This is a genomic window from Wenzhouxiangella sp. YN9, from assembly GCF_056324165.1.
Genome location: NZ_JBJNIP010000066.1, coordinates 1 through 16,968, shown reverse-complemented (window position 1 = coordinate 16,968; position 16,968 = coordinate 1). Strand labels below are relative to the sequence as shown.

14 protein-coding genes and 3 tRNA genes are annotated in these 16,968 nt (G+C 63.2%); 11 read left to right on the top strand and 6 right to left on the bottom strand.

What is annotated here, in order from left to right:
- Positions 1-49 precede the first annotated feature (49 nt).
- On the top strand, positions 50-385 hold the full coding sequence (gene clpS / locus ACEWQ0_RS04090; RefSeq protein ID WP_476483033.1) for an ATP-dependent Clp protease adapter ClpS: 336 nt from the start codon (positions 50-52) through the stop codon (positions 383-385).
- An 86-nt stretch (positions 386-471) separates the two neighbouring features.
- Positions 472-2,751: an ATP-dependent Clp protease ATP-binding subunit ClpA gene (clpA, locus tag ACEWQ0_RS04085; protein WP_476484596.1), complete on the top strand. Its 2,280-nt coding sequence runs from the start codon at positions 472-474 to the stop codon at positions 2,749-2,751.
- A 19-nt stretch (positions 2,752-2,770) separates the two neighbouring features.
- Here the strand turns inward: clpA and infA are convergent, their stop codons facing one another.
- Entirely contained in the window at positions 2,771-2,989 is a 219-nt protein-coding gene (gene infA, locus ACEWQ0_RS04080; protein ID WP_476483035.1) for a translation initiation factor IF-1, read from the bottom strand.
- A gap of 158 nt (positions 2,990-3,147) precedes the next feature.
- Between infA and ACEWQ0_RS04075 the strand changes: the two genes are divergently transcribed.
- Together ACEWQ0_RS04075 and ACEWQ0_RS04070 are read left to right on the top strand one after the other, a co-directional pair.
- Positions 3,148-3,223, top strand: a tRNA-Gly gene (locus tag ACEWQ0_RS04075).
- A gap of 96 nt (positions 3,224-3,319) precedes the next feature.
- A tRNA-Cys gene (locus tag ACEWQ0_RS04070) sits at positions 3,320-3,393 on the top strand.
- 31 nt (positions 3,394-3,424) lie between these two features.
- Here the strand turns inward: ACEWQ0_RS04070 and pgsW are convergent.
- From pgsW to pgsB, 3 genes are read right to left on the bottom strand one after another with little or no spacing between them, the layout of a single operon-like run.
- Positions 3,425-4,573, bottom strand: a complete 1,149-nt coding sequence (gene pgsW / locus ACEWQ0_RS04065; RefSeq protein WP_476483036.1) for a poly-gamma-glutamate system protein — start codon at positions 4,571-4,573, stop codon at positions 3,425-3,427.
- Positions 4,570-5,151 (bottom strand): poly-gamma-glutamate biosynthesis protein PgsC, encoded by a 582-nt coding sequence (gene pgsC / locus ACEWQ0_RS04060; protein ID WP_476483037.1) that lies wholly within the window; start codon positions 5,149-5,151, stop codon positions 4,570-4,572. Before pgsC ends, pgsW begins: the two co-directional genes overlap by 4 nt.
- On the bottom strand, positions 5,148-6,374 hold the full coding sequence (gene pgsB / locus ACEWQ0_RS04055) for a poly-gamma-glutamate synthase PgsB (protein ID WP_476484595.1): 1,227 nt from the start codon (positions 6,372-6,374) through the stop codon (positions 5,148-5,150). The genes pgsC and pgsB overlap by 4 nt, the downstream gene beginning before the upstream one ends.
- 78 nt (positions 6,375-6,452) lie before the next feature.
- Between pgsB and ACEWQ0_RS04050 the strand changes: the two genes are divergently transcribed.
- Positions 6,453-6,539, top strand: a tRNA-Leu gene (locus tag ACEWQ0_RS04050).
- A gap of 130 nt (positions 6,540-6,669) precedes the next feature.
- Positions 6,670-7,761 carry a DUF4397 domain-containing protein gene (locus ACEWQ0_RS04045; protein ID WP_476484594.1) on the top strand — a complete coding sequence of 364 codons (1,092 nt, stop codon included), beginning with the start codon at positions 6,670-6,672 and terminating at the stop codon, positions 7,759-7,761.
- A 25-nt stretch (positions 7,762-7,786) separates the two neighbouring features.
- On the opposite strand, the gene ACEWQ0_RS04040 is transcribed toward ACEWQ0_RS04045, so the two are convergent.
- Entirely contained in the window at positions 7,787-8,989 is a 1,203-nt protein-coding gene (locus ACEWQ0_RS04040) for an AI-2E family transporter (protein WP_476484593.1), read from the bottom strand.
- Positions 8,990-9,160: 171 nt separating this feature from the next.
- On the opposite strand from ACEWQ0_RS04040, the gene ACEWQ0_RS04035 reads away from it, so the two are divergent.
- The 4 genes from ACEWQ0_RS04035 (at position 9,161) to ACEWQ0_RS04020 (ending at position 14,948) form a co-directional block, all read left to right on the top strand.
- Positions 9,161-10,411 carry an arginine deiminase gene (locus ACEWQ0_RS04035; protein WP_476484592.1) on the top strand — a complete coding sequence of 417 codons (1,251 nt, stop codon included), beginning with the start codon at positions 9,161-9,163 and terminating at the stop codon, positions 10,409-10,411.
- Between the two features lie 156 nt (positions 10,412-10,567).
- Positions 10,568-12,217 carry an amidohydrolase family protein gene (locus ACEWQ0_RS04030; protein WP_476483042.1) on the top strand — a complete coding sequence of 550 codons (1,650 nt, stop codon included), beginning with the start codon at positions 10,568-10,570 and terminating at the stop codon, positions 12,215-12,217.
- A gap of 2 nt (positions 12,218-12,219) precedes the next feature.
- Entirely contained in the window at positions 12,220-13,665 is a 1,446-nt protein-coding gene (locus ACEWQ0_RS04025; RefSeq protein ID WP_476484591.1) for an amidohydrolase family protein, read from the top strand.
- A gap of 2 nt (positions 13,666-13,667) precedes the next feature.
- Complete coding sequence (locus ACEWQ0_RS04020; protein ID WP_476484590.1) at positions 13,668-14,948, top strand: amidohydrolase family protein; 1,281 nt, start codon at positions 13,668-13,670, stop codon at positions 14,946-14,948.
- A 517-nt stretch (positions 14,949-15,465) separates the two neighbouring features.
- On the opposite strand, the gene ACEWQ0_RS04015 is transcribed toward ACEWQ0_RS04020, so the two are convergent.
- Entirely contained in the window at positions 15,466-16,554 is a 1,089-nt protein-coding gene (locus tag ACEWQ0_RS04015) for a PQQ-dependent sugar dehydrogenase (RefSeq protein WP_476484589.1), read from the bottom strand.
- Positions 16,555-16,646: 92 nt separating this feature from the next.
- Here ACEWQ0_RS04015 and ACEWQ0_RS04010 point away from each other — a divergent pair, with 92 nt between their 5' ends.
- On the top strand, positions 16,647-16,868 hold the full coding sequence (locus ACEWQ0_RS04010) for a hypothetical protein (RefSeq protein WP_476484588.1): 222 nt from the start codon (positions 16,647-16,649) through the stop codon (positions 16,866-16,868).
- Positions 16,869-16,968: the final 100 nt, after the last annotated feature.

Below are 16,968 nucleotides of genomic sequence, written 5' to 3'. Positions count from 1 at the left end.
GCTGCCGCAGTATGATGGTCATGGTTCATGGCATGTACTGCGGTAGTCGATGAGTGAGAGAGAGCAACATTCCGTCCCCAACAGCGACGACGGCCTGGCGCTTCAGGAAGCTCGGCCGAAGCTGAGAAAGCCGCCGCTGTACAAGGTCGTTATCCTCAACGATGACTACACCCCGATGGAGTTCGTGGTCGAAGTGCTGCAGCGATTTTTCAGCCTGTCGCGCGACAAGGCCACCAGCATCATGCTGCACGTGCACACGCGCGGTCGTGGCGTGGCCGGGGTCTACAGCTACGAAATCGCGGAAACCAAGGTCGTGATGGTCAATGACTATGCACGCGAACACCAGCATCCGCTGCAGTGCACGCTGGAAGAAACCGATGCCTGACTGCCGCCAGGGCGGAATCATCACCGCCGTCCGGGGTCAGAGAACTTTGAAGCCATTCGCATTGCCGCAAGCGCAAGGTTGCCACGATGTTCAGCAAGGAACTTGAGCTCTCCATCTCGCAGGCCTACCACACGGCCCGCAGCAAACGCCACGAATTCCTTACCGTGGAGCATTTGCTGCTCGCGCTGCTTGACAATGAGTCGGCGCGTGAAGTGCTGCTGGCCTGCGGGGTTGACGCGCAGCTGCTCGGCCACGAGCTTGATCGGGTGCTCACCGAGTCGGTGCCCGTGCTCTCCGAGGGCGATCAGCGCGATACCCAGCCGACCATCGGCTTTCAGCGCGTGCTCCAGCGCGCGCTCTACCACGTGCAGTCGGCCGAGAAAAAGGAAGTGCTCGGCGCCAACGTGCTGGTGGCGATTTTCAGCGAGAAGGACTCGCAGGCTGTCTATCTGCTGAGCCAGCAGGATCTGGCGCGCCTGGACGTGGTCAACTATCTCTCGCACGGCATCGCCAAGACCGATGAGGCCGGCCCGCAGGCCGGCGCGGATGCCGTTCAGGCAGCCGAGGGCGGCGCGGAAGAAGAGCAGTCCGCGCTTGCCAGCTACGCTACCAATCTCAACGAGCGCGCGCGGCAAGACAAGATCGATCCGTTGATCGGGCGCGCGCTCGAGGTCGAGAGTACGGTTCAGATTCTGTGCCGCCGGCGCAAGAACAATCCCCTCTACGTCGGAGAGTCCGGGGTGGGCAAGACCGCGCTGGCCGAGGGTCTGGCGCTGCGCATCGTCCGTGAAGAAGTCCCCGAGGTGTTGCACGACGCCGAAATCTGGGCGCTTGATCTGGGCGCGCTGCTGGCCGGCACCAAGTACCGGGGGGACTTCGAAAAGCGGCTCAAGGCGGTGCTGGCGGAGCTGAAAGCACGCGAGAAGTCGGTGCTGTTCATTGATGAAATTCACACCATCATCGGTGCCGGCGCGGCGTCGGGCGGCGTCATGGACGCCTCCAACCTGATCAAGCCGGTGCTGGCCAATGGCGAGCTGCGCTGCATTGGCTCGACCACCTTCGAGGAATACCGCGGCGTGTTCGAAAAGGATCGCGCCCTGGCGCGCCGCTTTCAGAAGATCGACATTGTCGAGCCTTCAGTGGGAGAGACCATCGAGATTCTCGGTGGCCTCAAGCATCGCTTCGAAGCGCATCATGGCGTGACCTACACGCCCGAGGGCCTGGAAGCTGCAGCGACGCTGTCGAGCCGGCATATCAACGACCGGCATCTGCCCGACAAGGCCATTGACGTGATCGATGAGGCCGGCGCACGAGAGCGCCTTAAGCCCGAAGACGAGCGCGCCGAGCAGATCGGTGTCAACGAGATCGAAGAAGTGATTGCCCGCATGGCGCGCATTCCGCCGCGCCAGGTGTCGCGCTCGGATCGCGATGCACTCAAGACCCTCGAGCGCGATCTCAAGATGGTGGTCTTTGGCCAGGACGAAGCCATTGGCACGCTGTCATCGGCGATCAAGATGTCGCGTTCGGGTCTGGCCGATACCGATCGGCCGATCGGCAGCTTCCTGTTCGCCGGTCCCACCGGCGTGGGCAAGACCGAGATCACGCGCCAGCTGGCCATGACCATGGGTATCGAGCTGATTCGCTTCGACATGTCCGAATACATGGAAGCCCACACTGTCTCGCGCCTGGTCGGCGCGCCGCCGGGTTATGTCGGTTTCGACCGTGGCGGTCTGCTGACCGAGGCAGTCACGCAGACGCCGCACGCCGTGTTGCTGCTCGACGAAATCGAGAAAGCACATCCGGATGTCTATAACCTGCTGCTGCAGATCATGGACCATGGCACCCTGACCGACGCCAACGGGCGCACCGCCGATTTCCGTAACGTCATTCTGGTGATGACCACCAACGCCGGCGCCGAGCTGATCAGCCGCCGCGGAATCGGTTTCATGCCGTCAGATAACACCACCGACGGCATGGAGGCCATTCGCAGACAGTTCACGCCGGAGTTCCGCAACCGTCTGGATGCAATCATCCAGTTCGAGTCGCTGGCGCTGGATGTTGTTCTGCAGGTTGTCGACAAGTTCCTGATGGAAATGGAGAACCAGCTGGCCGATAAGGGCGTGACCATCGAGATCAGTTCCGGCGCGCGCCAGTGGCTGGCCGAGCACGGCTTCGACGAGAAGATGGGAGCCCGACCGATGAAGCGCATCATTCAGGATCACATCAAGCGTCCTCTGGCCGACGAACTGTTGTTCGGCGATCTGTCCGAGGGCGGCGAAGTCGAAGTGTCCGTCCGCGAGGACGGGGACGGGCTGGAGCTGGTTTGCCGCAGCGCTTCGGCTGCTGCGGCGCCGGTGACCGATTGAACAGCGAGCTGCCGGCAGATTATTTCATGCGGTAGGTAATGCGGCCCTTGCTCAAATCGTAGGGGGTCATCTCCACCTTGACGCGATCCCCGGTCAGGATGCGGATGTAGTGCTTGCGCATGCGCCCCGAAATATGGGCGGTGATCACGTGGCCGTTATCGAGCTCAACGCGAAACATGGTGTTGGGCAGGGTGTCGAGAACTCTGCCTTCCATTTCGATATGTTCGTCTTTTGCCATGGGTCCTGTACTGTGAGTGTTAAAACCGGATTATTCTGACACCTTCTGCGCCAGACGCAAGCGTAAAGCCTGAAATTCACCACTTGCCGGCTTAATTATCGAAAAATGTCGGGTGGGGCTTGACAGAAAAACCTGTTCGGCTACAATTCTCTTCTTTAGCGGGAATAGCTCAGTTGGTAGAGCACAACCTTGCCAAGGTTGGGGTCGCCGGTTCGAGTCCGGTTTCCCGCTCCAGTTTCCCGAAGGCCCGGCTTCCCGGGCCTTTCTTGTCAGAACCGTAGCAGGCAGCTGCAGCACTCCGCTTGCCGGGATACAATCTGACACGCATCCGGCCAGGTGGCAGAGTGGTGATGCAGCGGCCTGCAAAGCCGCGAACCCCGGTTCGATTCCGGGCCTGGCCTCCATTCCTTCCAGATTTTCCAGATTGTGTCGGCCTCAGACCTTGGGCTTCATGGCGTCCTTGCGGCGTCCGGACTGGCCGGCTGTCAGCGCGATATTGGCCGAGCGCATGATCAGCGCGGTCAGGCCGAGCAGCAGCACGATCATGAGGGCCGCCAGCCAGCGCTGATAGGACTCGGCGCGATAGACGCCGCCTGACCCCACGCTTTCCATTTGCTGTGGCGGGTAGGGCAGGCCGAACTGGGTCGCCAGGCTGCGAATGCCGGAAAAGTTGATGACCGGAATGCCCTCCTGCAGGAAGTGGCCCATGACCGTCGGGACACGGAACGCCCCCGAAGGTGCCTGGCGCAGCAGTCCGCTGCCGAAGTAATGATCAATGCTGCCCGGGCCGGTTGTGGCCGTGCCGCCACCGACATTGATCAACGCAGCGATGGGCTGGCCGTCGGCCTCCTGGTTGTAGAGGCGAATACGTTCGACGACAGCGGCCTCATAGCTTTCCGGAACCAGAACTTCGATGCCGGCGCGTTCGGCGGCCTTTCGAATCTCTCTCAGACCTTGTTTGTCGAGCCCGATGCCGCGGTCCTCGATGCCGCCCAGCGTGGCGGCTCGGGCCCGCATGTCGATCAGTTCGGCCTGGCGCAGCTCATGGGCGATATCCATCCAGGCAAAGCCGGGCACGTTGGCACCCCACTGCGATGCCGATCCGGAGACGATAACGATGGGGTTGACACCCAACGATTCCAGGGCGGCGTAGACGGAGAGATTGAGTGCTGGGAACGAGCCTGAGACCGCTACTGCAACGTAATCGCCTGGTTCGACGCCGGCTTCGGCCAGAAGCCGTATTGCAACCGCAGCCCAGTTCGGGTTGATGGTTGCCTGTTTGGCTTCAAGGTGGCCGCTGTTGCTGGTGATCGACGAAGAAGCGGCCCCGATCAGGCCCGATCGCAGCGGGTCGACATCGGGATTGATCGGATTGATGCGCCCGCGGATGGGGCGCAGGGTTTCGATACTCTGCTGCACCAGCCGCGAGGCATTGAGCATCTCGTCGTAGTAGCGGGAGGCCGTTTCACGCGTGAAGGTTTCGACAACGATCAGCGCTGCAATCGCCGCTACTGCAAGCAGCAGCAGGGCGCTGACAGGGATTTCGGACGGTCGCCAGTAGAGTTTCTGTGCGCGCGGTTTCATTCGAACACCTTTTGCAGGACGGTGGTAAGGTCGGCGCGATTGAGCGCCTGCTCGGCCTCATAGCTCATCAGGACATCGGGCATGATCAGCACCAGGATGAGGCGCACGAGCACGGCGGAAACGGTCAGCCCGACCAGGGTCTTGACCAGGCCTTGCCGCTCGAACCAGATGGCGATCAGGCCGGGAATGATGTAGCCGATGACGCCCAGCTCGAAGTAGGTGAAGTGCATCGCGCTGCCGACAGTGCCGGCTGCCGCGCCGGTGTCGGTGGCCGGAAAGCTCAGCACGCCGCCCATGCTCAGGTCGAGCAATGACCCGGAAAGGTAGCCGAACAGAATCATCAGGGCGGTCTTGCGGCGACCATAGACCACCATGAAGCTCGACAGGGTGCGCACGGCGATATAGGTCAGGTAGGCGGCCAGCAGGGTCAGGGCCACGCTCCAGGGTTGCAGCAGCTTGAGTGCCACATAGCCGGGCACCACCAGGCCACCGGCGGCCAGCCCGAAGACTTCCACCAGCAGCAGGGTGACAAGAAGGCCGATGCCGATCGACACCGCCAGCAGGTTGAGCAGGATCATAGCGGTTGGCTCCGTGTTGCCCGGTTATTGAATTGCCTTGCCAGCTCGGCGCCGCCGCCGTGGACGTTGCACATGCCCACGATCAGCGCCGGGCCCTCGGTGTGTTCGAGAACAATCTCGAACAGTTCGTGCTGCTCCAGCCCTTCGGCCACCGTCATCCGGCTGGGTGGAATGCCGGCACGCACTGCTGCCCGGGCGAACAGCAGGGTGCCCGAACCCATCAGCAAATACTGGTCGGCGGCCGTCCAGCGGGCGGCCACTTCGGCAAGCTGCTGTGACCGCTGCGGGCGGTCGAAGCGGCAGTTGACGACCGCCAGTTTGAAGCGATCCTTGCCGTGGTGGTCGATCACTTTTTCCCAGATCATCTCGGTCGAGTCGGGGTCGTTGGCGGCGAAGGCGTTGACGAAAACGATGTCGCGCCCGAAAAAGTCGATGGTCTGCACGCGCGTTGCGCCGACCTCGGGTGCAAGCTGCTGCATGCCTGCCAGGGCGTCTTCGCGGCTCACGCCCAGCGCCCGGCAGACGTTGAGCGCCAGCGCCACGTTTTCGGCATGTTCGGCGTAACGGAATGCTGCCATCTCTTCCTGGGTGATGGCGGCCACATCTTCGCTGGTCGTGGCGTGCAGCTCGCTGCCGCGGTCGTCGGCGGCCATGCGGAAGGTGTCAAGATACTCGCGCTCGGCGGTAAACAGCCGGGCGCCGAAAGGCACCGTACCCGCCAGCGCCAGCGCCACATCCGGCGCTCCGGGGCCCATCACGTCAAGGTGGTCGGCACGCGCATTGGTGATCACGCCATGGGTCGAGCGCACCATCTGTCGCTCGCTCAGGGCCTGAAAATTGGGCTGCAGGGCCATGCACTCCATCACCAGAACATCGGGTCGGAACCCCACCACCCGACGCATCACGCGCATCTGCTCGATGATGTTGGGCTGGTTGGGGCGATGGAGAGGATAGTCTTCGCCGTCAGGGCCGGTGACCGCCGCGAACGAGCCGGTGGTCTTGGAGCAGACCCGCTTGCCGCCGCCGCGCAGGCCGGCGGCGATCAGGCGCACCACGCTGGTCTTGCCGCGCGTGCCGTTGACGTGCACGCGCACCGGCAGGCGCTGAAGAACCCAGCGATGAACCAGGACTTCGGCAAGCCCAAGGGCAATCAGCAGCACCAGGATGCAGCTGACGATGGCCATGGCGAAGATGTTGCTGATGGCGACAAGCCTCGTGTTCAAAGTACCGAATGGTAGCGTCAGTCGGTGAAATTTGTAAGGCCGTGGCGCAAGTGCGGCTCTGCTAACATTCACGCGCAGGCCCGGATGGCGAAATGGGTAGACGCAAGGGATTTAAAATCCCTCGGTGGCAACACCGTGCCGGTTCGAGTCCGGCTCCGGGCACCATCTTTCATTCACTGCAGCCTTTTGTGGCGAAAAACCCGATGCATTTCACACTTTCATGACGGTTTGTTGATCGGGCGTCGACAGCGGACGCGGAAAAAAGCGGGGGCACCCCCATCCACAGGATCCCCCCATGAAAAAGCCTGAAATGATTGTTGGTCTCGCCGCTGCCCTGGCAGCTGCCACGGTGCTTGCCGATGCTCGCGTCCGCGTGGTTCACGCTGCCCCCTTCAGCGACAGCCTGGAAAGCACGGCCGTAAGCGTGACTGCCAACGGCGACACGCTCCTCGAGAACTTCCGTTTCGGTGACTTCACCGACTACGTCGAACTGCCGGCCGGCAGTTACGACCTGGCGGTGCTGCCCGCGGGTTCGGCCGATGCGGCGATGACTGCCTCGGTCGACCTGGCCGACGGCGTCGATTACACCGTGCTGGCCACGGGCAACGGCAGCACGCAGGCGCTGGCGTTGTGGCCCCTGGTCGATGATCCGACGGCGGCTGGCGCCGGCAATCTCAATATCCGCGTCGTGCATGCCGCACCATTCGCGGTCGATCCGGAACAGACCGAGGTCTCCGTCCGGACGGCTGCCGGTGACGTGATCAACGGCCTGATTGGTGTGCCGTACTTTGCAGACAGTGGTTATTTCGCGGTTCCGGCCGGGACATACGACCTGAAGGTCACGTCCAACGATGCCTCCACCAACTATATCGATCCGCTGCCGGTCGATCTGCCGGCCGGCCTGGACGCGACCCTCGTTGCGGTTGGCGACGGCATCCATCAGCCGCTGGGTATTCTGGCCCTGCCGGTCGGGCCGCTCGAGACCCGCACGCCCGTCGACAACGACGTCAACGGCTGGTGGACCTCGGCAAACGCCGCCGATGAGGGCCTGCTGTTGCTGCCGATTCCGGCGCGCAACCAGCTCGTCGGTTCGGTATATACCTATGCGCCCGACGGTTCCGGCGAGCAGCGCTGGTTCACGCTCGACTCCGGCGGGGCCGGATTCGATGGCCGCAATGCTGTGGGCACGCTGTATACCGCCAGTGGCGCCACCCTGGCCGGTGACGAGAGCGCCAACGTGGAACAGGCCGGCACCTTCGGCATCGAGTTTCTTTCATGCTCCGAGGCCGTGTTCACCGCAATGCTCGACGGCGGCGCTGAAGCAACCTGGACGCTCGGCCGGCTGGTGGATACGACGGGCTGCAATCTCAGCGACGAGACTCGCTGAGATCCCGACCACCCTGGCAAAGCGTTCAACGGCCCCGGTCTCGGCGACCGGGGCTTTTTGAAGTCCGATGCCCTTGCCGACGCTTGTCGCCGTCTGCCGTAGTGTTGCCCGGCTGCCCGTCTGCATCGGTCTCATAGCCGGCCTGATAGACTTCGCTGTGCTTGTAGTTGTTGTAGGCAAACCGGACAAGCACCGTGCCTGCAGCGGCGGCGGGCAGGGCGAGCAGCACGCCCGCGAAACCGAACAGCTGTCCCCCCGCCATGACGGCGAAGATGACTAGCACCGGATGCAGGCCGATGCGATCGCCGACCAGCCTGGGGGTGAGCACGAAGCTTTCGATGAGCTGTCCGACGACGAAAACGATGCCGACCGAAAGCAGGAAGAAGAAGTTGAAGTCCTGAATGACTGCGGTCGTGCCAGCAAGCAATACGCCGACGATCGCGCCCAGATAGGGTACGAAACTGACCAGGCCGGAGATCAAGCCGATGGCGATGGCATTATTGAGGCCGACGATCCACAGGCCGATGGCGTAGATCAGCCCCAGACCGAGCATGACCAGCAGTTGCCCGCGCAAAAAGCCGCCCAGTGCGTCGTCGCAGTCTTCAGTCAGCTCCACCACGGTCGGCTCGAGGTTTCGCGGCAGCATGTCGCGCAGCGTCGTCATCAGCAGCCGCCAGTCGCGCAGCAGGTAGAAGGTCACCAGCGGAATCAGGATCATGGAGCTGATCCAGACCAGAAAGCGGCCGCCGGACTGGGTCATTAGGCTGACCAGGTTGCCGGCCGCGCCGGCGATGTTGGAAAAATATTCCTGGATGAGCTTGCGTGCCCGCTCGACGTCGAATGCCTGCAGATTCAGCTCGATGCCGAGTCGGGCCTCGAGCCAGGGGATCACGTTCTGCTGGAAGGCGTCGAAATATCCGGGCAGCCGACCGACGAAATCAGCCACTTCCCGGATCAGCGCCGGGATGACGATCAACAGCACGACCGCGATCAGCACGAAAGCCAGCGCAAAAACCAGGCTGACCGCGAGATCCCGGCGCATGCGCATGCCCTCGAGCCAGCCAACCACGGGGTTGACGATATAGGCGATGAGAATGCTGATGAAAAACGGCGTCAGCACTGGACCCAGCAGCCACAGCAGCCAGCCGGCGATCACCAGGCTGGCCAGAATCCAGGCGATCTGGTAGCGACTGAGCTGCGGAAAAGGCACGTTCTCGGGTTCGTTCATGAGCGGTTCTGCTCTCACCTAGGACCGGATGAATACTGGCAGGCCGCGGGGGCGCTTGCAACTGGCGAGCAAGCAGCCGGCCGCGCACGACGGGTATAATCCCGTAGCTTCAGCGAGCCGGCCGCAGGCGGGCTCGAACGGCTCATCGTAACCGCGGACGGTTTTCCCAGCATGGCAATTGATATCAACGTCAACTCCGAGATCGGCCCACTCGAGACCGTGGTGGTGCACTCGCCCGGGCAGGAGATAGAGAACATGACGCCGCAGACAGCGGCCGAGGTGCTCTATGACGACATCCTCAACCTCGAGCTGGCGGTGGGTGAGCATCGGCAGCTCAAAGGCGTGCTCGAAAAGGTGGCGCGCACGATCGAACTGCGCGATCTGCTCACCGAGGTGCTTGGCGACGGTCGCGTCTGCGAAGCGCTGGTCCAGGCGTTGTGCGAGCTATTCGACGCGCCCGAGGTGCGCGATGATTTGCTGGCACTTTCAGCCGCTGATCTGGCGCGCCAGCTCATCGAGGGCACGCCCAAAAGGCCCATCAGTCTGGAAAAGCATCTCAGCCAGTCGCGCTACGCCATTCCGCCATTGCCCAACGCCTTCTTTACCCGCGATGCGACGATGTGCGTCAACGACCACATCATCATCGGCTCCATGGCCTATCGTGCCCGCGTGGCTGAAGCACTGCTGCTCAAGGCCGTGTTCCGCCACCACCCCGACATCCGCTCGGGCGGGTTCTATTTTGACGGCACCGACAATCGCAATTCGCAGGTCACCATCGAGGGGGGCGACCTGCTGGCCATCCGTGAGGATCTGGCCGTGATCGGCTACAGCGAGCGCACCTCGGTGGCTGGCATCGACCAGCTGATGCGCTCGATCGCCGCTCAGGGACCGATCAACAACTTCATTGTCGTCGAGATTCCCAAGACCCGCGCCACGATTCATCTCGACATGATCTTCACCATGATCGATCACGACAAATGCGTGGTTTTCCCGCCGCTGATTACCGGGCCGAATCGTTCTCGCGCTTTTCACTGCGCTTTCAACGGCGGGCCGGAAGCCAGGATCACCGAGCATCGCGACGTACTTGCCGCACTGTCTTCGCTGGGAGTCGAGCTGGTGCCGATCAACTGCGGCGGCGAGCAGGAGTTTCAGCAGGAACGCGAACAGTGGTCGAGCGGCGCCAACTTTTTCGCTTTTGCACCGGGCCAGATCCTGGGCTACCGCCACAACCGCCATACGGTGAACGCGCTCGACCAGGCCGGTTTCAACATTGTTGATGCGCCAGAGCTGATTGCGGGCAGGCGCAGTATCGCTCCCGATGAGCGCGTCGTGGTGACCATCAGCGGCGCCGAGCTTTCACGCGGTGGCGGCGGCTGTCGCTGCATGACCATGCCGATCAGGCGGGAGTCGATCGCTTCCTGATCTGCCCTGAAGCCACTGATATCGCCGCTCGACTCTGACAGTTGCTCGTTTTCGAGCGGGCGATGTGACCCGTTTCCGAACCATGACTATCGGCCCTTGTCGCGGGGCTGAGGGTTCGTTTACCTTCGATGCTTTTCCCTTTACGGAGAACCGGCCTTGAAAAGGATTCTGCTGTTTGTCGTCGCTGGGGCCTGGCTGTTGCCGGCCGCAGCGCAGGAACCGGTGCTGCGCCAGCCCGTGCCCGGAGTGCATGCGATCACCGGCGTGACCCTGGTAACCGCACCCGGCGAGACCATTGCCAACGGGGTCATCGTGGTGCGCGACGGCATCATCGAGGCGGTCGGTGCCGATGTCGCCGTGCCGCCGGATGCGCGTGTTCACGAATACGACCCGGAAGAAAGCGATATGCATGTCTATCCCGGGCTGATCGATGCCTATGTCCCGGTTGCCTTTGACGCCAACGCAAAGGGTGACGATGAGGAAGGCGACGGTGGCTCCGGCGAACGCCTGGAACCCGGCCGCTATCCGCACCCTCTGATCACGCCTGAGCGTCGGCTCAGCTCTGCTCTGTGGCCGCTCGAACGCGTCGAAAGCCTGCGCCGGGCGGGATTCACCACGGCGGTACTGGCGCCGGAAGCGGGCCTGGCGCGTGGCGCCGGTGCGCTGGTGAACCTGGGGCAGGGCGGCCTGGCCGAAAATCTGATCGACCCCGAACGTTCGCAGCACTTTTCCCTGCAGGCACGCAGTTCCGGGCGCGGGTTTCCCAGTTCCCTGATGGGCGCGGTGGCGCTGTTGCGACAGGTGCTTGCCGACGCCCAATGGCAGGTTGCGGCACGCGCGGCCTGGCAGCGCAACCCGGCGCAGGCCAGGCCACCGTTTCTGGAAGGCATTGCAGCGCTCGAGCCGGTGCTGACCGGCAACATGCCGGCGGTTTTCGAGACTGACGGCATGCTCGATTCGCTGCGCGTGGCGTCAGTGGCAGGCGAGTATGATCTGCGGCCCTGGATGGTTGGTCACGGTCGCGAGTATCAGCGCCTTGATTCCCTGGCTGCAACTGGCCTGGGCCAGATCCTGCCGCTCGACTTTCCCGACGCGCCCGATGTTGACAAGCACGAACGCGACACAAGCCTTGCCGAGTTGCGGCACTGGCAGCGGGCGCCGGAAAACCCGGCGCGCGTGATGGCGGCCGGTCTGCCGGTGGTGTTCACGACTCACCCGCACAGCAGCCCGGACGCTGTTTTTGCCAATCTTTCAAAAGCAATCGAGCGTGGTCTTGACTCCGATCGTGCGTTGGCTGCGTTGACCACCGAGCCGGCAAGAATGCTTGGCATTGACGACCGGGCGGGTCGCCTGGCCGCCGGCTACATGGCCAACTTTATCCTTGTGGACGGCGAGTTGCTGGTCGAGTCCCCGGCGCTGCAGGAGGTGTGGGTGGATGGCCGCCGCAATGTACTGCTTGCGCTCGATCCGCCGGAAATCGAGCCGGCCGGAAGCTGGGATATCACGCTGGCGACCGAAGGCATGGGCAATATCGATGCCGCGCTGGAGCTCAAAGGCAAAGCCACCAATCTTTCCGGCAGTTTCGAAATCATGGGCACCAGCATGCCGCTGGCAGAGGCTCGTGTGTCGGGCAGCCGCCTGAATGTTCGCATCGACGGTTCACGCCTGGGCATGTCCGGCTCGCTCACCTTCTTCCTCGATATCGAGGGGGAGCGCGGCAGCGGCAGTGGTTCCAGCCCGCAGGGCAGTTTCGACGTGCGCGCACGGCGCAGTAGCGGCCCGGATGAAGTGGAGGAAGCAGTATGAACATGTTCAATCGAATTCTGCTCGGTGCGTTGCTCGGGCTGGTTGCCACAGCGGCCGGTGCGCACGACATCGAAGCCTGGATGAGCCCGATTCCGGAGCAGCCAAAACATGTGCTGATCCGCAACGCTACGCTGTGGACGGCCGATGAGGCCGGCATTCTGGAAGGCAGTGATCTGTTGATCCGCGACGGCAAGATCCGACTCATCGGTCAGGATCTTGGCGCCCCTCGCGGCGCGCTGGAAATCGACGCCGACGGCCGTCACGTCACGCCCGGCCTGATCGACGCCCATTCACACTCAGCGATCACCGGCGGGGTCAACGAGTCGTCGCTGATCAGCACCGCCATGGTGCATATTGGCGATGTGATCAATGCCGATTCGATCAACATCTACCGCGAGATGGCCGGTGGCCTGACCACAATGCAGCTGATGCACGGGTCGGCCAACGCCATTGGCGGGCAGAACGTGATTGTGAAGCTGCGCTGGGGCGCAGATCCGCAGGACATGATCGTCGACGGCCAGCCGGGGGTGATCAAGTTCGCCCTGGGCGAAAACCCCAAGCAAAGCAACTGGCAGTCGGACACGCCGCGTTATCCCGACAGCCGCCAGGGCGTCAACCAGATCATCGACCAGAAATTCCAGCAGGCTCGCGAATATGCCCGCCGCCACGCCGAGCGCGGCGGGCGCAATGCGGTGCCGCCGCGCCCGGACCTGGAAATGGAGGTCATCAACGCCATTCTCGACGGTGAGATCGACGTGCATTCGCATGGCTACCGTGCCGACGAGTTTCTGGCGCTGATGCAGACCGCCGAACGCCACGGCTTTACCATCCGCGCTCTGCATCACGTGCTCGAAGGTTACAAGGTAGCCGACGAGATCGCCGACTACGGTACCGGCGGCTCGACGTTTTCTGACTGGTACGGCTTCAAGTACGAAGCACGCGACGCCATTCCCTACAATGCCGCCCTGATGCACGATCGTGGCGTGCTCACCAGCATCAACTCCGACAACCCGGAGCTGGCGCGACGCATGAATATCGAAGCGGCCAAGTCGGTGCGCTACGGCGGCCTCGACGAGCACGAGGCGCTCAAGCTGGTCACTGCCAACCCGGCAAAACAGCTGCGCCTGGATGACCGCATCGGTCGCCTTGCCGAGGGCCTGGATGCCGATATCGTGATCTGGAACGGTTCGCCCATGTCGGTCACCAGCCGCGTCGATCAGACCTGGATTGATGGCCGCCTGTATTTCGACCGCGAGCGTGACCTGCAGGCCCGAAAGGACTGGGAAAGTGAGCGCCAGAGCCTGATCGCCGCGGTGCGCGCCCAGGATGCGCCCGATGATGCCGAAGCTTCGGAAAACCAGGGCGAATCAGGTACCGCCGAATCAACCGACAGCGACGACCCCGATCCGGGGCTCGCTGTCCTTCGCCAGCTGCTGGGAGGAGCCTGAACATGGCCTACGTTTTCAGTCGTTTTACCCTGGCTGCGCTGACGCTGCTGATCGCCAGCGCGCCGGCTCTTGCCGAAAGTACTGCCTACGTTGGCGCTACGCTGCATCCGGTCTCCGGGCCGCCAATCGAAAATGGCACGCTGCTGGTCAGCGACGGTCGCATCGAAGCGATCGGCGATCAGATCAATCTGCCCGACGATGTCACGGTTGTCGAGCTTGACGGCCAGCACCTCTATCCCGGCCTGGTTCACGCCGGCACGGTGCTGGGTCTGACCGAAATCGGCAGCGTGGCCGGCACGGATGACACCACCGAAATGGGCAAGATCAATGCCGCCATCCGCGCCGAGATTGCCGTCAACCATGACTCCATGCTGTTTGCGCCCAACGTCACGGGCGGCCTGCTGACGGCCAACGTGATGCCCACCGGCGGGCTGATCCGCGGCAGTTCGGCGGCCATCAGCCTGATGGGCTGGAACTGGCAGGACATGACGCTCAATGCACCGTCGGGCATGCACATCGCTTTTCCGCGCGGGGCCGCCGATGACGCCGAGCATGAGGATCTGCAGCTGATCGACGAGGTGCTCGAGCAGGCCCGGGCCTGGAACAAGGCCATGCGCGCGCATCGCCAATCCGGCGCACCGCGACCGGCCCCCAACGATCAGTTTGCTGCGCTGGTGCCGCTGCTCGAGGGCGACATGCGCCTGTTTCTGCACGCCGCAGACGAGCGGACCATGAACGCGGCGCTTGATTGGGCAGAAGGGCAGGGCTTTGAAGACCTGGTGCTGGTTGGTGGCCCCGATCTGCAGCACGTGGCCCAGCGGCTGGCGGCTGGCAACATATCTGCCATCCTGGCGGGCGTGAACGTCATGCCCGAGCGCGCCTGGGAACCCTACGATGAGGCCTACGCGGCCGCTGGTCGACTGGCCGAAGCCGGCGTGCGCTTTGCCATCACCGACGGTGGCGCGGCGTTTGACGCGGGCAATGCCCGGCACATCGTCTTTCAGGCCGGCATGGCGGCGGCATTCGGCCTGGCGGAAGACGCCGCGCTCAAGAGCGTGACTCAGTGGCCGGCCGAGATCATCGGCGTGGGTGACGAGCTGGGCACGCTCGAGCCCGGCAAGCGCGCCACCTTTTACGCCACCGATGGCCCGGCGCTGGAAGCGACCACGCAGGTGCACGCCGCCTGGGTCGACGGTGAATCCTACGATTTCTCGCGTGATCGCCAGCGCCGACTCTACGAACGCTACCGCAATCGGCCGCAGGATCCCGCGGCTTCCGACTAGCCGGGCTGTCCGGCGGCGCCATGGATGACGTGGCGCCGCCGGATGCGGTGTGGGTTTCGACGCTGCAGGATCAAGATCGAAAGTCAAAGTCAAAGGCGGTTTCGCCCGCCTGCTGCGCAGGCTGATGGCGAGTAACTTTTTTCCAGAGCGAAAAAAGTAACCAAAAATCGCTCTTCAAAGTCAAGATCCCACGCTTGATTGTTACGGGACTTGCTGGCTGTGCGGGCTGGCCCCTTCGCGGCGCTGCCTTCGCGAGGATTCCGTCGGCGGATTCGGTGGCGTTCGCAATAATGGAACGAAGCCGGCAGGCCGGCGGCCCGCCTTCGATCGGCGGGTCCTGGCACGCGTTGCTTGCATTGGTGCCGATCCGGTACCTCGTCCGTCGCGGATGTAACCGCGACCTGCTGGGCCCTGGGTGTTGCGGGATATGAGCGTGGTCTGCGTAGGTCGGGGCTACGTCCCCGACGGATAACTAAGGGCCGAATCACGAACAGGCCAAAAGTTAGTAATAATATAATCAGGGGGATAAACGAAGAATCTCACCTTTTGTCTCATCCGTGAGCACATGCACCGCTCCATCCGGCCCGACTCGCACATCCCGCAAACGCTGCCCGAGTTCCAGGCCCAGCGACTGATCGGAGACGACTTCATCACCGTCGACGACGATGCGGCGGATGGTCTGTTCGACCAGGCTGGTGATCAGCAGGTCTCCCTGCCAATCGGCGAAGGGTTCACCACGGTAGATGCTCATGCCGGCCGGCGCGATGGACGGGCTCCAGTCGATACGGGGATCGACCGTGCCGGGGCGGGTGGTGTAGGGCGTGACCCGGGCACCGGAGTAGTCGACGCCGTGGGTGGCAATCGGCCAGCCGTAATTCGCCCCGGCCTTGATCAGATTGAGTTCGTCGCCGCCGCGCGGGCCGTGTTCGTGCGACCAGATGCGGCCGCTATCGGGTTCGACCACCAGGCCCTGGGGGTTGCGGTGGCCCAGCGAGAATATTTCCGGTCGGGCGCCTTCGCGCCGCACGAAGGGATTGTCGGCGGGTACGCTGCCGTCGTCGCCGATGCGAATGATCTTGCCCAGGTGGCTGTCGAGGCGCTGGGCGTGTTCGCGGTAGTCGAAGCCGTCGCCGATACTCACCAGCAGCGTGCCGTCGGGAAGAAACGCCATGCGGCCGCCGTAGTGAACCGGCGTATCTTTCCACGGCCTGGCGGTGAACAGAACCTCGTTGTCGCTCCAGCGTCCGTCGATCAGGCGTCCGCGCACCACGCGCGTGGCGTTGGCCTCGGCGCTGCCGTGCGCAAGGGTCAGATAGATCCAGCCGTTGTCGGCATGGTCCGGGTGCAGGGCCAGGCCCATCAGGCCACCCTGGCTTTCTGCGTAGACTTCGGGCGTGCCTTTTACCGGCGCTTCAACCAGGCGCCCATCGGCATCGATCAGCCGCAACCTGCCCGGGCGTTCGGTCACCAGCGCCCGGCCGTCAGGCAGAAAGACCAAAGACCAGGGGTGCTCGAGGCCATCGACAAGGGTTTCGACCTCCAGCGCCTTTGCCGGAAGGGCGCCACCGAGCAGGATCAGGGCGCAAAGCAGGAAAGTCCGGATCATGGCGGGCTCCACGGCGGGTATTGCCCGAAAGATAGCAGACTGGCAGCGAGGGACTGATAATCTGTTGCTTCCAAGCAGCGTGGAGCGCGGCCATGAAGATTTTGCGGTGGTTGATGGCCTGGGTGACGGCGGTGCTGGTCACCGCCCTGGGCGGCAGTGTGGTTCAGACCCAGCTCAATATCGCCCGCATCACGGGGCTGGGTGTCGAGGTGGGGGTCGGCGAAAGGCTGGAGACGACGTGGCAGGACCTGCTGGGCTTTGCCCCGCTGTGGGTGTCAACCCAAAGTAGAAATGTCCCCTTTTCTCCAAAGTAGAAATGCCCCCTTCGTTTTCATGTGATGCAGTCGGGGTAGGCTCGCTTCCAGGGGTGGTCGGGTGGTGGTTTGTAGGCAGGCTTTGCGGCTTGCTGCTGTC

Coding starts and splice junctions, on each gene's coding strand:
- clpS (WP_476483033.1), top strand. CDS start 50: ATGAGTGAGAGAGAGCAACATTCCGTCCCCAACAGCGACGACGGCCTG.
- clpA (WP_476484596.1), top strand. CDS start 472: ATGTTCAGCAAGGAACTTGAGCTCTCCATCTCGCAGGCCTACCACACG.
- infA (WP_476483035.1), bottom strand. CDS start 2,989: ATGGCAAAAGACGAACATATCGAAATGGAAGGCAGAGTTCTCGACACC.
- pgsW (WP_476483036.1), bottom strand. CDS start 4,573: ATGAAACCGCGCGCACAGAAACTCTACTGGCGACCGTCCGAAATCCCT.
- pgsC (WP_476483037.1), bottom strand. CDS start 5,151: ATGATCCTGCTCAACCTGCTGGCGGTGTCGATCGGCATCGGCCTTCTT.
- ACEWQ0_RS04045 (WP_476484594.1), top strand. CDS start 6,670: ATGAAAAAGCCTGAAATGATTGTTGGTCTCGCCGCTGCCCTGGCAGCT.
- ACEWQ0_RS04040 (WP_476484593.1), bottom strand. CDS start 8,989: ATGAACGAACCCGAGAACGTGCCTTTTCCGCAGCTCAGTCGCTACCAG.
- ACEWQ0_RS04035 (WP_476484592.1), top strand. CDS start 9,161: ATGGCAATTGATATCAACGTCAACTCCGAGATCGGCCCACTCGAGACC.
- ACEWQ0_RS04025 (WP_476484591.1), top strand. CDS start 12,220: ATGTTCAATCGAATTCTGCTCGGTGCGTTGCTCGGGCTGGTTGCCACA.
- ACEWQ0_RS04020 (WP_476484590.1), top strand. CDS start 13,668: ATGGCCTACGTTTTCAGTCGTTTTACCCTGGCTGCGCTGACGCTGCTG.
- ACEWQ0_RS04015 (WP_476484589.1), bottom strand. CDS start 16,554: ATGATCCGGACTTTCCTGCTTTGCGCCCTGATCCTGCTCGGTGGCGCC.
- ACEWQ0_RS04010 (WP_476484588.1), top strand. CDS start 16,647: ATGAAGATTTTGCGGTGGTTGATGGCCTGGGTGACGGCGGTGCTGGTC.